Raw genomic sequence first — 19,279 nt, forward strand, 5'->3', positions numbered from 1 at the left:
CACAAACGCCGAGGCGAAAGCGTTTTCCAGGGCGAGCCGCAGGGATGCGGCGAGAGGGCGCGTTGAGCTGGGAGCGAATCGCGTCCGGTCCGTCAGGAAAAGGGTTTTGCTGAGGGCACCCGCGCAGCGGGCGGTTGTGTTTGCCGGATAGCCGGGGTGCAGGGGCGGGGCGCATGCCGCCCCTGCTCGGTCTGCCTTCAGGCAGAACGAAATGGCTGTTGACCTTAAAGACATTGACCCTAAAAGCCAGCCTGCAAGGCAGAACGAAGTCACATTTGACCTTAAAAGCCGCCCGCGATCGGGCATCGCGAAATCCGCCCCCTGTCTGGAAGACCAAAAAATCGGCTACGCTTAATCTCATCCGAAAAAAACCATTTTACTGAAGGATATCAACCATGACCCTGACTCCTTTTCGCCGGACGGTGCTGGCGCTGGCCGCCTGTATGGCGTTGAGTGCCACCGCGCAGGCGGCCGATGCGGTGCGCGTCGGTTCGAAAATCGATACCGAAGGCTCTCTGCTGGGTAACATCATTTTGCAGGTGTTGGAAAAGCATGGCGTCGAGACGGTGAATAAAATTCAGTTAGGCAATACGCAGGTGGTGCGGGCGGCCATTACCGCAGGCGAACTGGATATCTATCCTGAATACACCGGCAACGGCGCATTTTTCTTTAGTGATGAGAAGGATGCGGCGTGGCGCAATGCCGAGGCGGGCTATCAAAAGGTCAAACAGCTCGACGCGCAGAAAAATCATTTGGTCTGGCTGACGCCTGCGCCCGCTAACAACACCTGGACCATTGCCGTGCGCGGCGATGTGGCCCAGCAGAACAAGCTAAGTTCGCTGGACGATCTCAGCGCCTGGCTGAAAAAAGGCGGCAAATTCAAGCTGGCAGCATCGGCCGAGTTTATTGAACGATCTGATGCGCTGCCAGCGTTTGAAAAAGCCTACGGCTTCAAGCTGGAACAGAGTCAGCTACTTTCGCTGGCCGGTGGCGACACAGCGGTAACGCTGAAGGCGGCCGCGCAGCAAACCTCCGGTGTAAACGGCGCCATGGCTTACGGCACCGATGGCCCGGTGGCTGCACTGGGATTACAGACGCTCAGCGATCCCAAAGGCGTGCAGCCGATCTATGCGCCAACCCCAGTGATCCGCGAGGCAACCTTAAAGCAGCACCCGCAGATTGCCGAGTGGCTGAAGCCGGTTTTTGCCTCGCTGGATGAAAAAACCTTACAGTCGCTGAATGCGAAAATTGCGGTGGAAGGCCAGGATGCCAAACAGGTCGCCGCTGACTATCTGCAGCAGAAAAAACTGCTCTGATCGCTATCGCAGACGGGCGGCGTTGCTGCCCGTAACAGGGAAACCATGCCTTTGCGCTTTGCTCCTCAAAATCGTGTTCTGCTGCTGCTGGTCGTGCTGTTAGCGGGTGCGATGCTGCTGCCTGTTCTCAACTATGCGCCAAACCGACTGGTGTCTGGCCAGCCGCTGTGGCTGGCAGAGCACCTTTCTTTCGTCGATCTGCTGTGGCTGCCGATTGTTCCACTGTTGCTGCTGCTGGCAGGGTTGCCGCGTCAAAAAGCCACGCTGCTGCTGACGCTGCTGCTCGGGGAAGCGCTGCTGTTTGCGTTGCTCTACTGGAGCGGCCGTGAAGCCACCCAGCTGGCGACGCAGGGCAGTGCGCTGGCGCGAACCAGCTTTGCCAGCGGGCTGTGGCTGAGCCTGGCGTTAAGCATCCTGCTGGCCGCCGACGCCATTAGCCATCTCACGCGTCATCCGCTGTGGCGACTGCTGCTTAATGCACAACTCTGGCTGCCGGTGATCGTCCTGATCGCCAGCGGACAGCTCAGTGAGCTGGCGCTGATGAAAGAGTATGTAAATCGTCATGATGTGTTTGATCAGGCGCTGGCCCATCATTTACTTCTGTTGATCGCCACACTGCTACCCGCTTTGCTGATCGGCGTGCCCATCGGCGTGATGCTGTTCCGCCGCGCGCCGCTGCAGGGGCCCGCCTTCTCGCTGCTGAACATTATTCAGACGGTGCCGTCGGTGGCGCTGTTCGGCCTGCTGATCGCACCGCTGGCAGCACTGGCAAAAGCCGTGCCCTGGCTGGGCATCAGCGGCATTGGCCTGGCACCCGCGCTGATCGCATTGGTGCTTTACGCGCTGTTGCCGCTGGTGCGCAGCGTCGTCACTGGCTTGCAGCAGGTGCCCGCCAGCGTGCGGGAAACCGCGCGCGGCATGGGCATGTCGACCCGGCAGATTTTCTGGCAGGTCGAGCTGCCGCTGGCGTTGCCGGTGCTGCTCACCGGCCTGCGAGTGGTTGCCGTGCAAACCATTGGCATGGCGGTGATCGCCGCGCTGATCGGTGCCGGTGGCTTTGGCGCGATCATCTTTCAGGGTTTGCTGAGCAGCGCGCTGGAGCTGGTGCTGCTCGGCGTCATGCCGGTGATTGCGCTGGCGGTGATCGCCGATGCGCTGTTCAAATTCCTTATTTCGTTACTGGAGGTCAGAAACGGATGATCGCATTTAATCAGGTCAGCAAATCGTTCGCCGGTAAAGCCGCGGTATCCGATCTCACTTTCACCCTGAATAAAGGGGAGTTTACAGTGCTGATTGGCACCTCAGGCTCCGGGAAATCCACCACGCTGAAGATGATCAACCGGCTGATTGAGCACGATGCCGGCACCATTACCTTTGCCGGTGAAGAGATCAGGCAGATTGACGCACAGCAGCTGCGGCGGCGCATGGGCTATGCCATTCAGTCTATTGGCCTGTTTCCACACTGGACGGTGGCGCGCAATATTGCCACCGTGCCCGCGCTGCTGAACTGGCCACGGCAGCAGATTCGCGCACGCGTGGAGGAGCTGCTGGCGCTGCTCAATCTGGATGCCAGCTTTGCCAGCCGCTATCCCCATCAGCTCTCGGGTGGCCAACAGCAGCGGGTCGGCGTGGCGCGAGCGCTGGCCGCCGATCCGGAACTGCTGTTAATGGACGAACCGTTTGGCGCGCTCGACCCGGTTACCCGCGCGGCGTTGCAGCAGGAAATCATGCGCATTCATCAGCTTTCAGGCCGCACCATCGTGCTGGTCACCCACGATATTGATGAAGCGCTGCTGCTGGCGGATAAAATTGTGCTGATGGACGGAGGACGCATCGTGCAGCAGGGCAAGCCGGTCACCTTGCTAACGCAGCCCGCCAGTGAGTTTGTGCGCGATTTTTTTGGCCGCAGCGAGCTTGGCGTAAGATTGCTGTCGCTGGGCCATGCGGGCGCGGCGGCGCGGCGTGGTGAGTTTCTGCCCGGCGAGACGATCGATGAAAGTATGAACCTGCGTGAGGCGTTATCGCAGTTTATTGCCAGACGAGTGGATAAACTGCCGGTGGTGGATAAGCAGCAGAAGCCATTGGGCGTGCTGCACTTCAGCGATCTGCTGCGCCAGCGGGAGCTGAACTGATGCGCCTGCTCCGCGATCCGTTACTCTGGCTGATTGCGCTGTTCGTGGCGCTGTTGCTGCTGATGCCGCTGAGTGGGCCACTGTTTGCACGACTTTTTCCCGCGCTGGAACGGCCCCTCTATCAGCAGGAAAGTTTTGTGCAGCTGGCATTATCCCACATGGTACTGGTGGCGATATCCAGCCTGTGTGCGGTGGCGATTGGCGTTGGCATTGGCGTGTTGGTCACGCGTAAGCGGGGCGCGGAATTTCGTTCGCTGGTAGAAACGGTGGTCGCGGCAGGACAGACTTTTCCGCCGGTGGCGGTGCTGGCGGTTGCCGTGCCGGTGATGGGATTTGGCGCGCAGCCTGCGATTGTCGCGCTGCTGCTCTATGGATTATTGCCGATTCTGCAAAGCACGCTGGCGGGCATCGATGGCGTACCCGCCGCCAGCCGCGAGATTGCGCGCGGCGTCGGCATGAGCCCGTGGCAGATTCTTATTCAGGTTGAGCTGCCGCTGGCAGCGCCAGTGATTCTGGCGGGGATCCGTACGTCGGTGATTGTGAATATTGGCACCGCGGCTATCGCCTCAACGGTAGGCGCCAGTACGTTGGGTACGCCGGTGATTATTGGCCTGAGCGGTTTTAATACGGCGTATGTGATTCAGGGCGCGCTGCTGGTGGCATTGCTGGCGATCGTCACTGACCGGCTATTTGAACGCCTGCAGCGTGCTGTTAGCGTGAATGCAGAATAAGGGTGTAGCCGACCAGCATTAAGCCGCCGGTGCCGCCGAGCGCCATCAGCGCGAAAAGACAAATCACGGCAATTTTTTGCACATTCATGAGTAAACCTGCTTGTTGCGGAAGAGCGCAAATGATAGCGCGTTAGTCGCGTCGCGCCCAAATAAAAAACCGTGCATTTTTATTGCGAAGTATCAGAAGAAGAAAAGCCCGCCGCTGGCGTGCAGGCTTAGTTGCCGTGAGGAGTGATGGAAAAACCGAGTTGTTGCCACTGCTCAAGCTGTTCAAGCTGACGTCGCGTTAACTTTTTTTCAGTCCAGACAAACAGTTGTTGGCCAGGAAAAAGTTCCGGACGCAGTATGTCAAGCGGTTCTGCCAGCACGTCAATCCGCCAGCCGCTCTGCGACAGCCGCCAGGCTTCTAACCAGATGCGCGTACGATCTTCTGCGCCCCAGCCAATTAACAACGCGTCTTTGCCCGCTTTCTTGCGCACGCCAGTCAGGCAGAACGCAACATAATCGATCAGCACGCCATCGAGCAGACTGCACATGGTGCGTGCGGTGTTTTGATCAAGACCAAGCCGCTGACGCACCGGCATATAAACGTGGTCGATCAACGCATCAACCGGATTTTCGCGACCAATCGTCGCGACTTTGGCGCGCAGTTTTGAAGGTCTGGCATGGCGCAGCACGCTCATTAACTCTTCCTGCAACGTGGTCCAGCCGTCGTGTACCCGCACATTTTCGCCATCCAGCAGCGCCCGTACTTTGCCCACCGGCACGCCGCTTTCCATCCAGCGTTTGATCTCTTCAATGCGCTGCACATCTTCGTCATCAAACTGACGATGGCCGCCCTCTGTGCGTTGGGGCTTTAAAAGACCATAACGGCGCTGCCACGCGCGTAACGTTACCGGGTTGATCCCGCAACGTTCAGCCACATCACCGATGCTATAGATAGCCATAATTCCTCGTCGTCTCTTGCTATCCAGTAACCTTAGCGGAGCCAGGCAAGTTGTACAATCCTTTTTTAACTGTACAACTTGACCGAATGCGGATTACAGCGTAAATCTCATAAACGGGAAAATATTCCAAAAGTGAGAATTAACGGTGGATAGACTGGATCGCCCGCTGGCTGCACGCCTGACGGAACTGCGCATGGCGCAAGGTTGGTCGCTGGAAAACCTGGCGTCCATCACCGGTATTAGCCGCGCCACGTTGTCGCGGATTGAGCGTGCTGAAACCAGCCCAACTGCATCGCTGCTGAACCGGCTCTGTGTCGCCTATGGCATGACGATGTCGCGTCTGCTCAGCGAGGTGGAATCGCGTGCGCCGCTCTGGCTGCCGCGTGAACAGCAGCCGCTGTGGCAGGATGCCGAGAGCGGATTTATTCGTCGCAATGTCTCACCACCCGCCAGCGATTTTCAGGCGGAATTGATTGAGGGCGAGCTGCGCGCCGGCGCGCTAATTGACTATCATGCGCCGCCGGTGACCGGCATGGAGCAGCATATCTGGCTGCTTTCCGGAGAGCTGGTCATTCGCCTGTCAGAACAGCAGTGGCATCTGCACGCCGGGGATTGCCTGCGTTTTCATTTAACGGGATCTTCTTCTTTTCACGCGCCATCCGCACAGGACGCGCACTACCTTCTGGTGATATGCAAATCATGATCGAGTATGCCGAAATTCATGCCGATGAGGCGAAACAGCAGTTTGGAGATATCTGTCGGCTCACCATCGCCTGCGTGGCGGACGGTGCCAGCATTGGTTTTATTGACGCCAGTGATGGCGACGCCATCGTCCGTTTCTGGCTCGGCGCGCTGGAAAGCCTTGAGCGTGGCGAACGGCGCATCTGGCTGGCGTGCCATGAAGGCAAGGTAGTGGGCACCGTTACGCTGGCCCAGGGCATGATGCCCAATGGCCGCCACCGTGCTGAAGTCGCCAAGCTGATGGTGCACCCACAGGCGCGGCGGCAGGGCATTGCGCGTGAACTGATGCAGCGGGCGGAACAGGCGGCGTGGGAAAAATCGCTGTCGCTGCTGGTGCTGGACACGCGCAGCGGCGATCCGGCCACCGCACTCTATCTTTCACTTGGCTGGCAGATTGCCGGCGAAATCCCAGGCTATGCGCAATCAACGCTGGGCGCCTTTGACGCGACCACGCTAATGTACAAAACCGCCGCGTCGGTGATTTCCTGAAGCGCGCTCGATAAAGCGGATATTGCGGCTGACTCATTCTGCATACTGTGTAAAAATACAGGCCACATTTTTTTAGTTAGTGGTGATTATGGCGTTAACTCCGGCGCTCAAAGCAGAAATCGGTCAGTGGTATAAAGCGCTCCAGCAGCAGGTTCCCGATTTCATACCCCGTGCGCCGCAGCGCCAGATGATTGCTGAAGTGGCAAAAACGCTGGCGGGCGACGGCGGGCGCCATCTGGCGATTGAAGCGCCAACCGGCGTCGGCAAAACGCTCTCCTATCTTATTCCGGGCATCGCCGTCAGTCGCGCCGAAGAGAAGCTGCTGGTGATCAGCACCGCCAACGTGGCGCTGCAGGATCAGATCTTCAGCAAAGATCTGCCATTGCTGAAGAAAATCATCCCTGATTTGAATTTTACCGCCGCCTTTGGCCGGGGTCGCTACGTCTGCCCGCGTAATCTCTCGGCACTCGCCACCGACAGTGAGCAGCAGGGCGATCTGCTGCTGTTCCTCGACGACAACATGACCGCCAGTAAAGATGAGCGGGCGCTCTGTACCAAACTGGAAAAATCGCTGAACCGCCATCAGTGGGATGGCCTGCGCGATCACGCGGACGATGCTATCGATAACGGTCTGTGGCAACGCCTGAGCACCGATAAAACCAACTGCCTCGGGCATCACTGCCAGTGGTACCGCGAATGTCCCTATTTCGTGGCGCGGCGTGAGATCGAACAGGCAGATGTGGTGGTGGCTAACCATGCGCTGGTGATGGCCGCGCTGGAGACGGAATCGGTGCTGCCGCCGGCCAAAAATCTGTTGCTGGTGCTTGATGAAGGTCATCATCTGCCGGAAGTGGCGCGCGATGCGCTGGAGATGAGCGCCGAAATTACCCCCGGCTGGACCAGCCTGCAGCTCGATCTGTTTGTGCGGCTGGTGGAGCAGGTAATGGCGCAGTTTCGCCCAAAATCCCCGCCACCACTGAGCAACGTTGAGCGCCTGAAAGGCCACTGCGAAAGCGTGCGCGAGCTGCTCAACGAGCTGTCACAGCACCTGCTGCCGCTGCTGCCCGCGGGCCAGCAGGAAGGGGAATATCGCTTTGAAATGGGCGAGCTGCCCGAAGAGCTGCTGTCGCTCTGCGCCCGGCTGTTCAAGCTGATGGATGCGCTGCGCGGGCTGGCGGAAGGCCTGCTCAACGATCTCAGCGATAAAACCGGTCAGTTTGACGTGGTGCGCCTGCACCGCACCATGATTCAGATGAACCGCACGCTGGGCTGGTTTGAGTCGGTGAGCAAGCTATGGCGACTGGCGGCAATGGAAAAAGCCTCTAACGCGCCGGTATCAAAATGGCTGACGCGTGAACTGCGCGAAGGCAATCCGCATTTGATCATGCACTGCGCGGGCATTCGCGTCAGCGATCAGCTGGAAAAGCTGCTGTGGCGCAAAGTGCCGCACGTGGTAGTGACCTCCGCCACGCTGCGATCGCTGAACAGCTTTACCCGCCTGCAGGAGATGTCTGGCCTCAGTGAGAAAGCGGACGACCGCTTTGTCGCGCTCGACTCGCCGTTTAACCACTGTGAACAGGGCAAGCTGATTATCCCACAGATGCAGCATGAACCGACGCTGGCTAACGAAGCGAACCACATCGCCGAGATGGCACGCTTTTTCCATAGCCAGATCGCCGATAATCAGCACAAAGGTGTGCTGGTGCTGTTCGCCAGCAACCGCGCCATGCAGCAATTTCTGACCCACGTCAGTTCGCTGCGGCTGATCATTCTGGCGCAGGGCGATCAACCGCGATCGCGGCTGGTAGAGCTGCACCGTAAGCGGGTGCGCGAAGGCAAAACCAGCATTCTGGTTGGGCTGCAATCGTTCGCCGAAGGGCTGGATCTCAAGGGTGAACTGCTGACGCAGGTGCATATTCATAAAATCGCTTTTCCACCGGTGGACAGTCCGGTAATTTTGACCGAAGGTGAGTGGCTGAAAAGCCTGCGCCGTTATCCGTTTGAAGTGCAGAGTTTGCCGAGCGCCTCTTTTACCCTGATTCAACAGGTTGGCAGGCTGATCCGCAGCCATGGCTGTACCGGCGAAGTTGTGATCTACGATCGTCGTTTGCTGGCGAAAGCTTACGGTTCACGGCTATTGGCCGCGCTGCCGGTCTTCCCCATTGAGCAGCCGGAAGTGGCCGCTGCGGCCGCCGTCACCGCCATTAAAAAGAAGCCGGTTAAACGTAAACGGGCAAAAAGTTAACGTCATGCTGGCGGCGATGCCGCCTTTCAGGCAGGAGCAGAGATGATGGAATATAACAAAATCATTAAAGAGATCGGGCGCGGTAAAAACCATGCGCGCGATATGGATCAGGAGACCGCGCTGACGCTTTATCGCGCGATGCTCGATGACAAGGTGCCTGCGCTGGAGCTGGGCACTATCCTGATCGCGCTGCGTATTAAAGGCGAAGGCGAAGAGGAGATGCGCGGATTTTATCAGGCGATGCAGGAGCGCGTGCTACGTCTGACGCCGCCAGCCGGTCAGCCGATGCCGATCGTCATTCCCAGCTACAACGGTGCGCGCCGTCAGGGCAATCTTACGCCGCTGCTGGCGATGCTGCTCTCCCGACTGGGCTTTCCGGTGGTGGTGCATGGCGTCAGCGACGATATCACGCGCGTCACCAGCGAGGCGGTGTTTGCTGAGCTGGGCGTTAAGCCAGTAACCGATGCGGCCAGCGCGCAGGCCACGCTGGATCGCGGCGAGCTGCTGTTTATGACGGTAGAAACCTTTGCCCCGGCGATGGCAAAACAGCTGGCGCTGCGCTGGCGCATGGGCGTGCGTAACAGCGCACACACGCTGGCCAAACTGGCGACGCCGTTTGATGAGATGGCAGCGCTGCGGATTGCCAGCGTGTCGCATCCGGAATATGTGCCGCGCGTGGCGACGTTTTTCAGTGAGATTGGCGGTCTGGGATTATTGCTGAACGGCACCGAAGGCGAGGTCTATGCCAGCCCACTGCGCTGTCCGGCGATTAACCTGATCCGCGGCAGCGGCGCAGAAGCTGAACAGTTAATTACCCGTCAGGCAGAGTGCGCGGAAGTGCTGCCGGAAAGTAAAGCGGCGGCGGTGACCGCAGCATGGATTGACGATGTGCTGGCGCAACGTCGTCCGTTACCGCAATCGCTGCGCCTGCAAATTGCCTGCTGCTTCGTTGCTACCGGCCGCAGCAATACGCTGGATGGCGCGCTGGAGCAGTTGACGGTAGCCGGTTTTTAAGCCTGATCGCGTGGCTCAGCGCGCAACCTGGCGGAAGATTAAAACAGCGAGCGGTTAAGCTTCTCCGCCAGCATTTCCAGCGCCGCCACGCCCGCCAGCGAATTGCCCGAGGTATCCAGCGCGGGCGACCAGACCGCAATGCTCATCTCGCCCGGTACGATCGCGACAATGCCGCCGCCGACGCCTGATTTCGCCGGCAGGCCGACGCGCCAGGCAAATTCGCCAGCGCCGTCATACATGCCGCTGGTCATCATCAGCGCGTTGATATGTTTGGTTTGCCGCGGCGTGATAATTGCCAGCTCGCCACTGAGATCGCGTCCCTGATTCGCCAGAAAGGCGAAGCAGCGTGCCAGCTCAGTGCAGCTCATCGACAGCGAACAGTAGTGAAAATAGGTTTGCAGCACGGTGGCGACATCGTTATCAAAGTTACCAAACGCCTTCATCAGCCAGGCAATCGCCGCGTTACGCGCTGAATGCTCAAATTCCGAGCGTGCCACCTGGCGGTCATACTGAATATCCGGCTGCTGCGCCAGTGAACGCACCACTTCCAGCATGCGCTGACGCGGGGCGGTAAGTCGAGTTTCCAGCATGTCACAGACCACCAGCGCGCCCGCATTAATAAACGGATTGCGCGGCTTGCCTTTTTCCAGCTCCAGCTGAACCAGCGAATTAAACGGCTGGCCCGAGGGATCTTTGCCCACCCGCTGCCAGATTTCACTCTCCTGATAGCGCGTCTGTGCCAGCGCCAGCGACAGCACTTTGGAGATCGACTGAATGGAGAAACGTTCATCCGCATCGCCTGCCTGCCAGAGCTGACCGTCCAGCGTGCAAACCGCGATGCCAAGATAATCCGGCGCTACCGTCGACAGTGCCGGGATGTAATCGGCGACGCGCCCCTGCGCAATGAGTGGACGCACATCATCAAGAATTTGCTGCAGTAACTGATTGCTGAGGCTGGCCACAACCGTTTTCCAAAGTGACAAATGAATGCGCAGGATGATGGCGAGGAATAGCAGAGGGGTCAACGAACTTATGGCTAAAGCTTGAGGACGGTCGGTTGACCGTCCGGTTTTTAATCAGCGACTGACCGGCAATAGCTGCTCAACCAGCTGCTGCCAAAAGGCGATGCCGTCGCCGATAAGCTGGTCGTTGAAATCATAGAAAGCGTTGTGCAGTGGACGCGACGGTGTGGCGCCATCGGCACCGAGCCAGAAATAGGCGCCTGGACAGTGCTGCAGCATGCAGGCGAAATCTTCTGACGCCATCGACGGATTGACCTGCCAGTGGACGCGATCGGCACCCAGCGTGCTCAGCGCCACATCGCGCACTTGCTCAGCCTGCACCGCATGATTGTGGGTAACCGGATAGCCCGGTAGCCATGCGATCTCGCCAGTCACGCCAAACGGCTGCGGCAGATTGTTGACAAAATCTTCAATCAGCCCACGCACCTTTTGACGCACATCCGCCTGTAAACAGCGCACCGTGCCACGCAGCTGTACGCGCTCCGGAATGACGTTGATCGCTTCACCGCCGTTGATTTGGGTAATGCTGACCACCGCCGACGCCAGCGGCGACAGGCGCCGCGCCGGGATAGTCTGCAACGCCAGCACCAGCTCGGCGGCGGCCACCACCGGATCGGCGCCGCTTTCTGGCATCGCCGCGTGACAGCTGGTGCCGGTCAGCGTAATGGCAAAAGCATCCAGCGAGGCCATCATCGCGCCGCTGTTTACTGCCAGATCGCCAGCGGGCAGGCCGGGCCAGTTGTGCATCGCATAGATGGCATCCATCGGGAACAACGTAAACAGGCCTTCTTCGACCATGCGACGTGCACCACCGAGATTCTCTTCGGCGGGCTGAAAAATAAAGTGCACCGTGCCGCTAAACCGCCGGGTTTGGGCCAGTAGCGTAGCGGCGGCCAGTAAAACAGCGGTATGGCCGTCGTGACCGCAGGCGTGCATGACGCCCGGTTGCTGCGACTGCCAGGCTGAGGTGCCGAGTTCGGTAATGGGCAGGGCGTCCATATCAGCACGCAATCCGATCACCGGGCCGGAGCCGTTTTCCAGCGTACCGATCACGCCGGTACCGCCCAGGCCACGATGTACCTGTAATCCCAAAGCAGTCAGCTGCTGCGCCACCAGATCGGCGGTGCGCTGCTCGTTGTAGCCCAGTTCAGGCCAGGCGTGAAGCTGATGACGCCAGGCGGTGGCTTCCTTGATCAGGGTGTCAGGAACAGACATGGAAATCCTCATAAAGTGACTGCGATAACCGCAACAGGCTGGCTTAACTGTAGAGGGTTTTGCTGCTGGTCGTCCACGACAAAAGCGGGAGCCGGGACGCAAAAAAGCCGAAAGCACGCTTTCGGCTGATTCGAGACACAGCATGAAGGTAAGGCGCAAGGTTCCGCACCCGACAAACAGTATAGCGCTAACGGCATATAACGAAATTCAAAGCATTTCATTTTGTTATTCAGAATTACTGTGCAACCGGCTCAGGGTTTGCGGGCATCCGGGCGCACCAGATCGAAACGCTGATCTTCGCTGATACCGTAATAGGCGCTCGGCCCACCGGCGCGCAGGATCGGCTGCGCCTTAGCCGTCTGATAAATGCCCTCTTCCAGCAAGGAGGTGGCGATGTGCACCGCGACCACTTCGCCAAGGATAAGCCAGGTCGGAACCTGCTCACCGTTCATATCCGTTAACTGAATGCATTGCGTCAGTCGACATTCAAAGTTAACCGGGCTTTCCGCAACCATGCTGACATCGATCTGCGAAGCGGGCAGCGGCGTCAGTCCTGCCAACGCAAACTCATCTTCATCGTGAGCAATCGACGCTGAACTCTCGTTCATCGCCTCGGCCAGCGGACGCGTCGCCAGATTCCAGACAAAAGCGTTGGTTTCGGTGATATTGCGCACGCTGTCTTTCCAGCCGGTGCTGGCAAAACCGATGATGGGTGGCTGATAATTGAAGCAGTTAAAAAAGCTGTAAGGTGCCAGGTTACGCGCGCCGCTACTGCTGGTGGAGCTGATCCAGCCGATAGGACGCGGCCCGACGATGGCGTTCAGCGGATCGTGCGGCAGGCCGTGACCGACGCGTGGCTGATAGGAATAGCGTTGATGTGACATAAGCACCTCTTTTCAAATAGTTATGTTTATAGTAGACCGATTCTCACAGGAAAATAGCCGCCAATTGTTTACGCTTTTTTCCAATACGGGTATCTTACGCGCCTCCAGCCAAGGGAAGCCGATGAAAAACACAGCAGAAAAGAGCGGATTACACCCGCGCAACCGCCATCGCCAGCGCTACGATTTCAGCGCGCTGGTTGCCACCCATCCGCCATTGGGCGAGAAAATCGCCGTTAACACCTGGGGCGATACCTCGATCGATTTTGCCGATCCCGAGGCGGTGAAGGCGCTGAATCAGGCGTTGCTGCACCACTTTTATGGCGTCGCGCACTGGACCCTTCCCGACGGCTTTCTCTGTCCGCCGGTGCCGGGACGTGCCGATTACCTGCATCATCTTGCCGATCTGCTGGCAGAAGATCACGCCAACAGCGTGCCGACGCACTGCAACCTGCTGGATATCGGCTGCGGCGCCAACTGCATCTATCCGCTGATTGGCCAGGCGGAATATGGCTGGCGCTTCACCGGCACCGAAGTCAGCGAGCCCGCATTACGTGCGGCTAACGCTATCGTGGCGGCTAATCCTGGTTTGCAGCGCAGCATCCGTCTGCGTCGGCAGAAGCTGGATAACGCCATCCTGAACGGCGTGATCCAGAAGAATGAGTTTTATCACGCCACGATCTGCAATCCGCCGTTCCACGCGTCAGCCGAAGCGGCACAGGAAGGCAGTTCGCGTAAACAGCGCAATCTCGGCCAGAAAAGCAGCGCGCCGCTTAACTTTGGCGGTCAGCAGCATGAGCTGTGGTGCGAAGGTGGTGAGCAGGCATTTATCGCGCAGATGATTACCGAGAGCGTCGATTTTGCCCGTCAGTGCATCTGGTTTACCTCGCTGGTTTCACGTAAAGAGCATTTGCCCGCGCTGCGCGACCAACTGCGCGATCTGGATGTCGCCGAGGTGCGGATTATCAATATGGCGCAGGGCCAGAAGCAGAGCCGCTTTATCGCCTGGAGCTTTATGGATAAGGGCACGCGCGCCAAACGCCTGACCAAACCCACGGCCTGATCGACCGCCGCCGCGTTTATGCCGGCGGAGGCAGCGCAGCAGCGGCACCGGCAACATCGGTGCCGGTCTGCATGACCTCAACGGTTTGATGCGGCGGCTTGATGCCCGCGGCGTCAAAATGCTTCTTCACCTGCTCATCAAGCGCAAAACGCACCGTCCACTGCTTGAGCGGCTGTGTGGTAAACGACACGCGCACGGTAAACGCCTGGTTGGTTAATCCCACCAGACCGGCAAAATTCGGCTCACCAATCACCATGCCGCGAATCTCCTCATTTTCCATCAGCGCCTTCACCGCAGCCTGCAAGGTGGCGTTGACACGATCGCTCTCTTCGCTGCGATCGACATCATAGTTGGCGACAAACGAACCGATACCGCGCACAAAGTTGGCGAAGGTGGTGATCGATGACCACGGAATGATGTGATAGGCGCCGGTATCTTGCCGCACACCGACCGAGCGGATCGACATGCGTTCCACCGTGCCGGTAATGGCGCCGATGGTGACCAGATCGCCGGTGTTCATGCCGTTTTCAAACTGGATAAAAATGCCGGTAATAATATCCTTAACCAGCGTTTGCGAACCGAAAGAGACCGCCAGACCCAGCGCCCCGGCACCCGCCAACAGCGGCGCAATATTCACGCCAATCTCCGACAGCAAAATCATAATGGTAATGGTGCTGATTACCACCGCCAGCGCGTTGCGAAACAGCGTTAACAGCGTGCGGGTGCGCGCGCTCGGCATTGGCCGACCGTGCGAATCCGACGCGAGACGGCTTTCAATCAGGCTGGCGAGCAGCGTCCAGCCCACCGCCGAGAAGAACAGAATCATCGCCACGCGAATGATCACGTCCACCAACTTTTCACCCCCGCCAACCGTTAACCATTCCCAGAGATTGAACAGATGCCAGGCGTTGAGCAGCAGCAACATGACCGCAAACACCGTCAGAATGCGCGCTGCTTTCAACGAGGCGTGAATCCAGCTATTGACCCGCTGCTGCAGCTGCGGGTAGTTACGGCGCAGATCGGGTGAAAGGATAATGGTCTTGGCGATCCAGCGGGTCAGCATGCCGGAAAGCAGGGCGCCGAAGCCAATAATCGCCAGACTCTGCACCGTTGCCGACATCATAAATTTCAGGCTGTTGCCGGGATTAAACATCGAGAAGAAGAACAGCGCGATAAAATAGGCGCCCGCCAGCCAGTGCCAGATCACCGCAAAAGCGCGAATGAAAATAGCGAAAAAGCTTAAGGTGCGGTCAGCCAGTTGCAGCAGAGCCAGCTGCACGTCACGTTTGTTGGTGATGATCAGCCACAGCGCCCAGACGGTGATGGATCCCATGATGACCACGTTAACCAGCGCGCCGGTCTGCACGTTCACCTGATTGGTGACGATAGGCACGATGACCAGCAGCCCGTAGCCAATCACGCCGCTCAGCCAGCTCAGACGGGTGTTCCAGTAAAAGGCGCTGGGATTGCGGATGTGGAAAAAACGCAGATCGGGATAATGCGGACAGAAAATCAGCCGCAGAATCGTCTTGAAGAATTCAATCAGGGCAAAGGCGTTGAGAAAAAGCCCTTGCTGATAGGCGATGGTGCGGTTGCCGCCGTTCAGGTTGTCGCTGAGGATCTGGCCGATAAACAACGCGGCGGCCAGCAGGGCAAGGTCGATAAAAAATGCGCCGAGAATAGTCACGGGCAGATGCAGCCAGTTGGTGCGCTGATGGTTATTGCGTCTTCCCCAGCGGCCCATACGGCGAAACAGCGGCGACACGCACCAGCGCATCAGCCAGTAAATGGCAAACAGCGCCGCCGCCAGCATCAGAAAATGGTTTAGCGCGTTGAAAAAGGTTTTCTTGTTAAAGCTCTTATGCGGCGCAGAGACGATATTGTTATGCAATCGAACAAACTGGCTGGCAAAGGCGCCGCCATACTGGCGCGTCAGTTCGGTCAACGATTGCAGCACGGTTTTCTCTTCCGGTTCCGGTGGCACAATCACCGGCGTGGTGCTGCTTTCTGACTTTTGACTGCCCGCGTCACGCAGCTGCTTTACCAACTGCTGGCGAGCGCTGTCATTTTCCAGAATCTCTGCCAGCGCGGCATAGCCCGCTTTTTTATCTTCTTCAGAGGGCGTCGATTCGCTGCTGGCCGATTTTTGCTGCTGCTGCGCACCCACTGCCGCTGCGGGCAGGGAGACCGCCTGCGTGGCGAAACCGCAGCTAAGCAGAACAACCAACAGCAACCACCGAACGGCAGACAGCGGTGGGAAACAAGACGACATACCTTTCTCCTCTGGCAGCGTCTGATGACGCCAGTGGAGAAGTATAGACGCAAGGGGTGTTGCACCATTCTGAAAGATAAAGGAAAGGGCGGTGGCACAAAGCCACCGTCCGCAGAGCGAGGATCAGGAAACGTGTTGCAGGAAGTCGCGCAGGCGGTCGCTGGGCGGGTTATTGATCAGGCTGTCGGGATCGCCATCTTCAGCGATGCGGCCTTTATCGATAAAGATCAGGCGGCTCGCCACTTTTTGCGCAAAGCCAACCTCATGCGTCACAATCACCATGGTCATGCCTTCTTCAGCCAGATCCTGCATCACCTTGAGCACTTCGTGGCGCAGTTCAGGATCGAGCGCAGAAGTTGGCTCATCAAATAACATCATCTTCGGCTTCACCGCCAGCGCACGGGCAATGGCCACGCGCTGTTGCTGACCGCCGGAAAGCTCAGACGGAAAATGGTGCGCGCGTTCCGCAAGGCCGACCTTGCCGAGCAGGGTTTTGGCCAGCTGGTGCGCCTCTGCTTTCTTCGCGCCACGCACGCGAATCGGGCCAAAGGCGACGTTATCCAGCGCGCTCATCTGCGGAAAGAGATGAAACTGCTGAAACACCATGCCCGCTTCCTGACGAATCAGGCGCTCATCAACGTGCGGATCGTTAACCTTCATGCCATCCACAATCAGATCGCCACTGGTGATCTCTTCCAGCTTATTGATGCAGCGCAGCAGGGTTGATTTGCCAGAGCCGGACGGGCCGATAATCACCACCACTTCGCCCTGATTAATTTTCAGATCGATGTTGTGCAGCACCTGAGTCTGGCCAAAATGTTTTGAGACGTTTTTAAATTCAATCACAGGATTTTCATCCTCTTTTCAATACGACGCAGCACGAAGCTCAGCACCAGCGTAATAACCAGATAGATGATGGCAACCGCACTCCAGATTTCCAGCGCGCGAAAGTTACCCGCGATAATTTCCTGTCCCTGACGCGTCAGTTCGGCCACGCCAATCACGATAAACAGCGAGGTATCCTTGATGCTGACGATCCACTGGTTGCCTAACGGCGGCAGCATACGGCGCAGCGCCAGCGGCATAATGACATAGCGCAGCGTTTCACGACGGGAAAGGCCCAGCGCAAGGCCCGCTTCACGGAAACCGTTGTTAATCGACAGCACGGCACCGCGGGTAATTTCCGCAATGTAGGCGCCGGAGTTGATCATAATGGTGACCACCGCCGCCGAGAAGGGATCGATACGCAGATCGGGAATCGCCATCGGCAGGGCAAAGTAGATAAACATCACCTGCACCACAATCGGCGTGCCGCGAATCAGTTCGATAAAAACCAGCGCAATATTACGGCTCAGCCAGCCGCCGTAAGCGCGGGCAAAACCGGCGATCAGACCGATAATCACGCCGCCAATCAACCCCAGCACGGAAATTAGCAGGGTCATTTTGGCGCCTTCGATCAGCAGCGGTAACGCTGGCCAGACGACGCTCCAGTCAAACTCCATGGTGTTTACTCCAAAACCGTTTGAATTGTGAAAAAACGCGAGGGCACGATGCGGCCCTCGTCGTTAAAGATGCCAAACGGCAAACTTACTTAGGTTCAGTACCGAACCATTTTTTATAGATGGTGTTATAGGTGCCGTTGTCGCGCAGCGTTTTCAGCGCGCCGTTGATCTTGTTACGCAGATCGTCGCTGCCTTTTGGCAGGGCGATGCCATATTGCTGCGCCTCGATTGAATCACCGACGGCCTTAAAGCGGCCTTTGCCTGCGGTATGGATGAAGTAAAGGATGTTTGGCGTATCGTGCAGCACGGCGTCAGCACGGTTGGTGCCCAGCTCCATGTAGGCGCTGTCAATATTCGGGAACTGACGCAGATCTTTGGATTTAATGTTCTTTTTCGCATAATCAACGGAACCGGTGCCGCTTTTAACGGCGACAACTTTGTCGTTGAGATCGTTGATGCTGTGAATTTTCTCTTCGTTATTGCGTACCATCACCGTCAGGCCACTTTTGTAATAGCCATCAGAGAAGTCGATCGCCTTTTTACGATCGTCAGTAATGGTGATACCGGCTAAAGCAACATCGACGTTGCGGGTTTGCAGCGCAGGAATAATGCCGCTGAAATCCATCGGCTTCAGCTCATAGCTGAGTTTCAGCTGCTTCGCGATAGCATCCCAGAGATCGATATCAAAACCGACGTAGCTGTTACCCTGTTTAAATTCAAAGGGCACAAAGGCGGTATCGGTAGCGACAACCAGTTTCTTTTCCGCTGCGGTAGCAGAGAGGGCGAAGGCCAGCGCGGCGGCAGCAACAGTAGCTTTAAACAGTGACTTCATCATTTTTCCTTATTACCTTCGGGGCGAACCGCCCGAATGGGCTTGCAGCCATATGAAAAAGTTATGCCAGGTTTAAGAAAGGCATCAATTTCATTGGGTTAACGGAATAATCTGACGGAACTGGTCAGATTGTTCTGAGAATGCACCAATAATGGTCACCAGTAAAGTGCGACTGGTCTGTTTTGGTGCATGGCAACAGGCTAAATGACAGGCACAAAAAAGGGCGCCACTGGCGCCCGATAGTTTGCGTAAAGCAATGTCTTATTCGATGTTGGATTCAATGAACCACAGGAACTTGTCCAGATCGCGAGAAGCCGCGGTGAAGATATCAGCGGTATCTTCATCTTCTACTTCATTAATCGCTTTGCGGGTATCGTTAGCAACGATGGCGTAACGATCGGCCAGCGCTTTCAGATGGTCCTGCACGCTGTGAATATTCAGCGGATAGCTCTGCAGTGGCGTTCTGTCGTTGACCACTTGGCTGGTACCCAGTGCGGTGCCGCCAAGCTGTACAACACGCTCAGCAATGGTGTCCTGATGATCGGTAATCGCGGTACGGAAGCCGTCAAGCATCTCATGCACACCGATAAAGTTAGAGCCGCGCATGTTCCAGTGCGCCTGCTTGGTAATCAGCGAGAGATCAATGAATTCAACGACGATACGATTGAGCACCTCAATGGTGGCTTTCTTATCCTGATCGGCCACATCATTACGGGTGTAGATCAAATCGGACGACGTATTTTTTACCAGTTTTGCGGTACTCATCATTAATATCCTCTAATGTTGGTTGTCCTAATTAAGCACGAAGATAAGTATAGCAGCGCTTTGGCATCCTGCCGGAAAGTTCCTGTCTATCGGCATAATAGGTTGCTCTGTC

General features: G+C 57.4%; 20 protein-coding genes. 10 read left to right on the forward strand and 10 right to left on the reverse strand.

Annotated elements, in window-relative coordinates; genetic code table 11:
• Positions 1 to 211: 211 nt before the first annotated feature.
• The 5 genes from ACJY2L_RS19875 (at position 212) to ACJY2L_RS19895 (ending at position 4,179) form a co-directional block, all read left to right on the forward strand.
• Positions 212 to 355, forward strand: a complete 144-nt coding sequence (locus tag ACJY2L_RS19875) for a hypothetical protein (protein ID WP_439212866.1) — start codon at positions 212 to 214, stop codon at positions 353 to 355.
• An 88-nt stretch (positions 356 to 443) separates the two neighbouring features.
• Entirely contained in the window at positions 444 to 1,316 is an 873-nt protein-coding gene (gene osmF / locus ACJY2L_RS19880; RefSeq protein WP_225701762.1) for a glycine betaine ABC transporter substrate-binding protein OsmF, read from the forward strand.
• A 45-nt stretch (positions 1,317 to 1,361) separates the two neighbouring features.
• Positions 1,362 to 2,516 carry an ABC transporter permease gene (locus tag ACJY2L_RS19885; RefSeq protein ID WP_439212867.1) on the forward strand — a complete coding sequence of 385 codons (1,155 nt, stop codon included), beginning with the start codon at positions 1,362 to 1,364 and terminating at the stop codon, positions 2,514 to 2,516.
• On the forward strand, positions 2,513 to 3,448 hold the full coding sequence (locus ACJY2L_RS19890) for an ABC transporter ATP-binding protein (RefSeq protein WP_439212868.1): 936 nt from the start codon (positions 2,513 to 2,515) through the stop codon (positions 3,446 to 3,448). The genes ACJY2L_RS19885 and ACJY2L_RS19890 overlap by 4 nt, the downstream gene beginning before the upstream one ends.
• Positions 3,448 to 4,179, forward strand: a complete 732-nt coding sequence (locus ACJY2L_RS19895; RefSeq protein ID WP_439212869.1) for an ABC transporter permease — start codon at positions 3,448 to 3,450, stop codon at positions 4,177 to 4,179. Before ACJY2L_RS19890 ends, ACJY2L_RS19895 begins: the two co-directional genes overlap by 1 nt.
• Here ACJY2L_RS19895 and ACJY2L_RS19900 read toward each other — a convergent pair.
• Both ACJY2L_RS19900 and ACJY2L_RS19905 read right to left on the reverse strand, forming a co-directional pair.
• The gene (locus ACJY2L_RS19900) at positions 4,160 to 4,267 is read right to left on the reverse strand and encodes a protein YohO (protein ID WP_157883850.1); all 108 of its coding nucleotides are present in this window, start codon (positions 4,265 to 4,267) and stop codon (positions 4,160 to 4,162) included. The two genes, ACJY2L_RS19895 and ACJY2L_RS19900, sit on opposite strands and share 20 nt — an antisense overlap.
• A 127-nt stretch (positions 4,268 to 4,394) precedes the next feature.
• Positions 4,395 to 5,126 carry a MerR family transcriptional regulator gene (locus ACJY2L_RS19905; RefSeq protein WP_439212870.1) on the reverse strand — a complete coding sequence of 244 codons (732 nt, stop codon included), beginning with the start codon at positions 5,124 to 5,126 and terminating at the stop codon, positions 4,395 to 4,397.
• Positions 5,127 to 5,319: 193 nt separating this feature from the next.
• On the opposite strand from ACJY2L_RS19905, the gene ACJY2L_RS19910 reads away from it, so the two are divergent.
• The 4 genes from ACJY2L_RS19910 to ybiB all read left to right on the forward strand — a co-directional run bounded on the left by ACJY2L_RS19910 (position 5,320) and on the right by ybiB (position 9,615).
• Positions 5,320 to 5,829: a helix-turn-helix domain-containing protein gene (locus tag ACJY2L_RS19910; RefSeq protein WP_439213095.1), complete on the forward strand. Its 510-nt coding sequence runs from the start codon at positions 5,320 to 5,322 to the stop codon at positions 5,827 to 5,829.
• Positions 5,826 to 6,356, forward strand: coding sequence for a GNAT family N-acetyltransferase (locus tag ACJY2L_RS19915; protein ID WP_439212871.1), 531 nt, complete (start codon positions 5,826 to 5,828; stop codon positions 6,354 to 6,356). Before ACJY2L_RS19910 ends, ACJY2L_RS19915 begins: the two co-directional genes overlap by 4 nt.
• 88 nt (positions 6,357 to 6,444) lie before the next feature.
• The gene (gene dinG, locus ACJY2L_RS19920; protein WP_439212872.1) at positions 6,445 to 8,601 is read left to right on the forward strand and encodes an ATP-dependent DNA helicase DinG; all 2,157 of its coding nucleotides are present in this window, start codon (positions 6,445 to 6,447) and stop codon (positions 8,599 to 8,601) included.
• A 45-nt stretch (positions 8,602 to 8,646) separates the two neighbouring features.
• The gene (gene ybiB / locus ACJY2L_RS19925; RefSeq protein ID WP_439213096.1) at positions 8,647 to 9,615 is read left to right on the forward strand and encodes a DNA-binding protein YbiB; all 969 of its coding nucleotides are present in this window, start codon (positions 8,647 to 8,649) and stop codon (positions 9,613 to 9,615) included.
• A gap of 38 nt (positions 9,616 to 9,653) precedes the next feature.
• On the opposite strand, the gene glsB is transcribed toward ybiB, so the two are convergent.
• The 3 genes from glsB to ACJY2L_RS19940 form a co-directional block, all read right to left on the reverse strand.
• Positions 9,654 to 10,577: a glutaminase B gene (gene glsB, locus ACJY2L_RS19930; RefSeq protein WP_439212873.1), complete on the reverse strand. Its 924-nt coding sequence runs from the start codon at positions 10,575 to 10,577 to the stop codon at positions 9,654 to 9,656.
• A 114-nt stretch (positions 10,578 to 10,691) separates the two neighbouring features.
• On the reverse strand, positions 10,692 to 11,852 hold the full coding sequence (locus ACJY2L_RS19935) for a M20 aminoacylase family protein (protein ID WP_439212874.1): 1,161 nt from the start codon (positions 11,850 to 11,852) through the stop codon (positions 10,692 to 10,694).
• A gap of 251 nt (positions 11,853 to 12,103) precedes the next feature.
• Positions 12,104 to 12,736, reverse strand: a complete 633-nt coding sequence (locus tag ACJY2L_RS19940) for a flavin reductase family protein (RefSeq protein WP_439212875.1) — start codon at positions 12,734 to 12,736, stop codon at positions 12,104 to 12,106.
• 121 nt (positions 12,737 to 12,857) lie between these two features.
• Here ACJY2L_RS19940 and rlmF point away from each other — a divergent pair, with 121 nt between their 5' ends.
• Positions 12,858 to 13,796 (forward strand): 23S rRNA (adenine(1618)-N(6))-methyltransferase RlmF, encoded by a 939-nt coding sequence (rlmF, locus tag ACJY2L_RS19945; RefSeq protein ID WP_439212876.1) that lies wholly within the window; start codon positions 12,858 to 12,860, stop codon positions 13,794 to 13,796.
• 16 nt (positions 13,797 to 13,812) lie between these two features.
• On the opposite strand, the gene ybiO is transcribed toward rlmF, so the two are convergent.
• The 5 genes from ybiO to dps form a co-directional block, all read right to left on the reverse strand.
• Positions 13,813 to 16,068 (reverse strand): mechanosensitive channel protein, encoded by a 2,256-nt coding sequence (gene ybiO / locus ACJY2L_RS19950; RefSeq protein ID WP_439212877.1) that lies wholly within the window; start codon positions 16,066 to 16,068, stop codon positions 13,813 to 13,815.
• A 123-nt stretch (positions 16,069 to 16,191) separates the two neighbouring features.
• Positions 16,192 to 16,914 carry a glutamine ABC transporter ATP-binding protein GlnQ gene (gene glnQ / locus ACJY2L_RS19955; protein WP_067429010.1) on the reverse strand — a complete coding sequence of 241 codons (723 nt, stop codon included), beginning with the start codon at positions 16,912 to 16,914 and terminating at the stop codon, positions 16,192 to 16,194.
• Positions 16,911 to 17,570, reverse strand: coding sequence for a glutamine ABC transporter permease GlnP (glnP, locus tag ACJY2L_RS19960; protein WP_067429014.1), 660 nt, complete (start codon positions 17,568 to 17,570; stop codon positions 16,911 to 16,913). The genes glnQ and glnP overlap by 4 nt, the downstream gene beginning before the upstream one ends.
• Positions 17,571 to 17,655: 85 nt before the next feature.
• Positions 17,656 to 18,402: a glutamine ABC transporter substrate-binding protein GlnH gene (glnH, locus tag ACJY2L_RS19965; RefSeq protein ID WP_067429016.1), complete on the reverse strand. Its 747-nt coding sequence runs from the start codon at positions 18,400 to 18,402 to the stop codon at positions 17,656 to 17,658.
• 261 nt (positions 18,403 to 18,663) lie between these two features.
• A complete protein-coding gene (dps, locus tag ACJY2L_RS19970) occupies positions 18,664 to 19,167 on the reverse strand; it encodes a DNA starvation/stationary phase protection protein Dps (protein ID WP_067429026.1) in 504 nt (167 codons plus the stop codon).
• Positions 19,168 to 19,279 lie beyond the last annotated feature (112 nt).

The sequence above is a fragment of the Duffyella sp. Ts4 genome (assembly GCF_051851875.1).
In the GTDB taxonomy this organism is placed as follows: Bacteria; Pseudomonadota; Gammaproteobacteria; order Enterobacterales; family Enterobacteriaceae; genus Duffyella; species Duffyella gerundensis.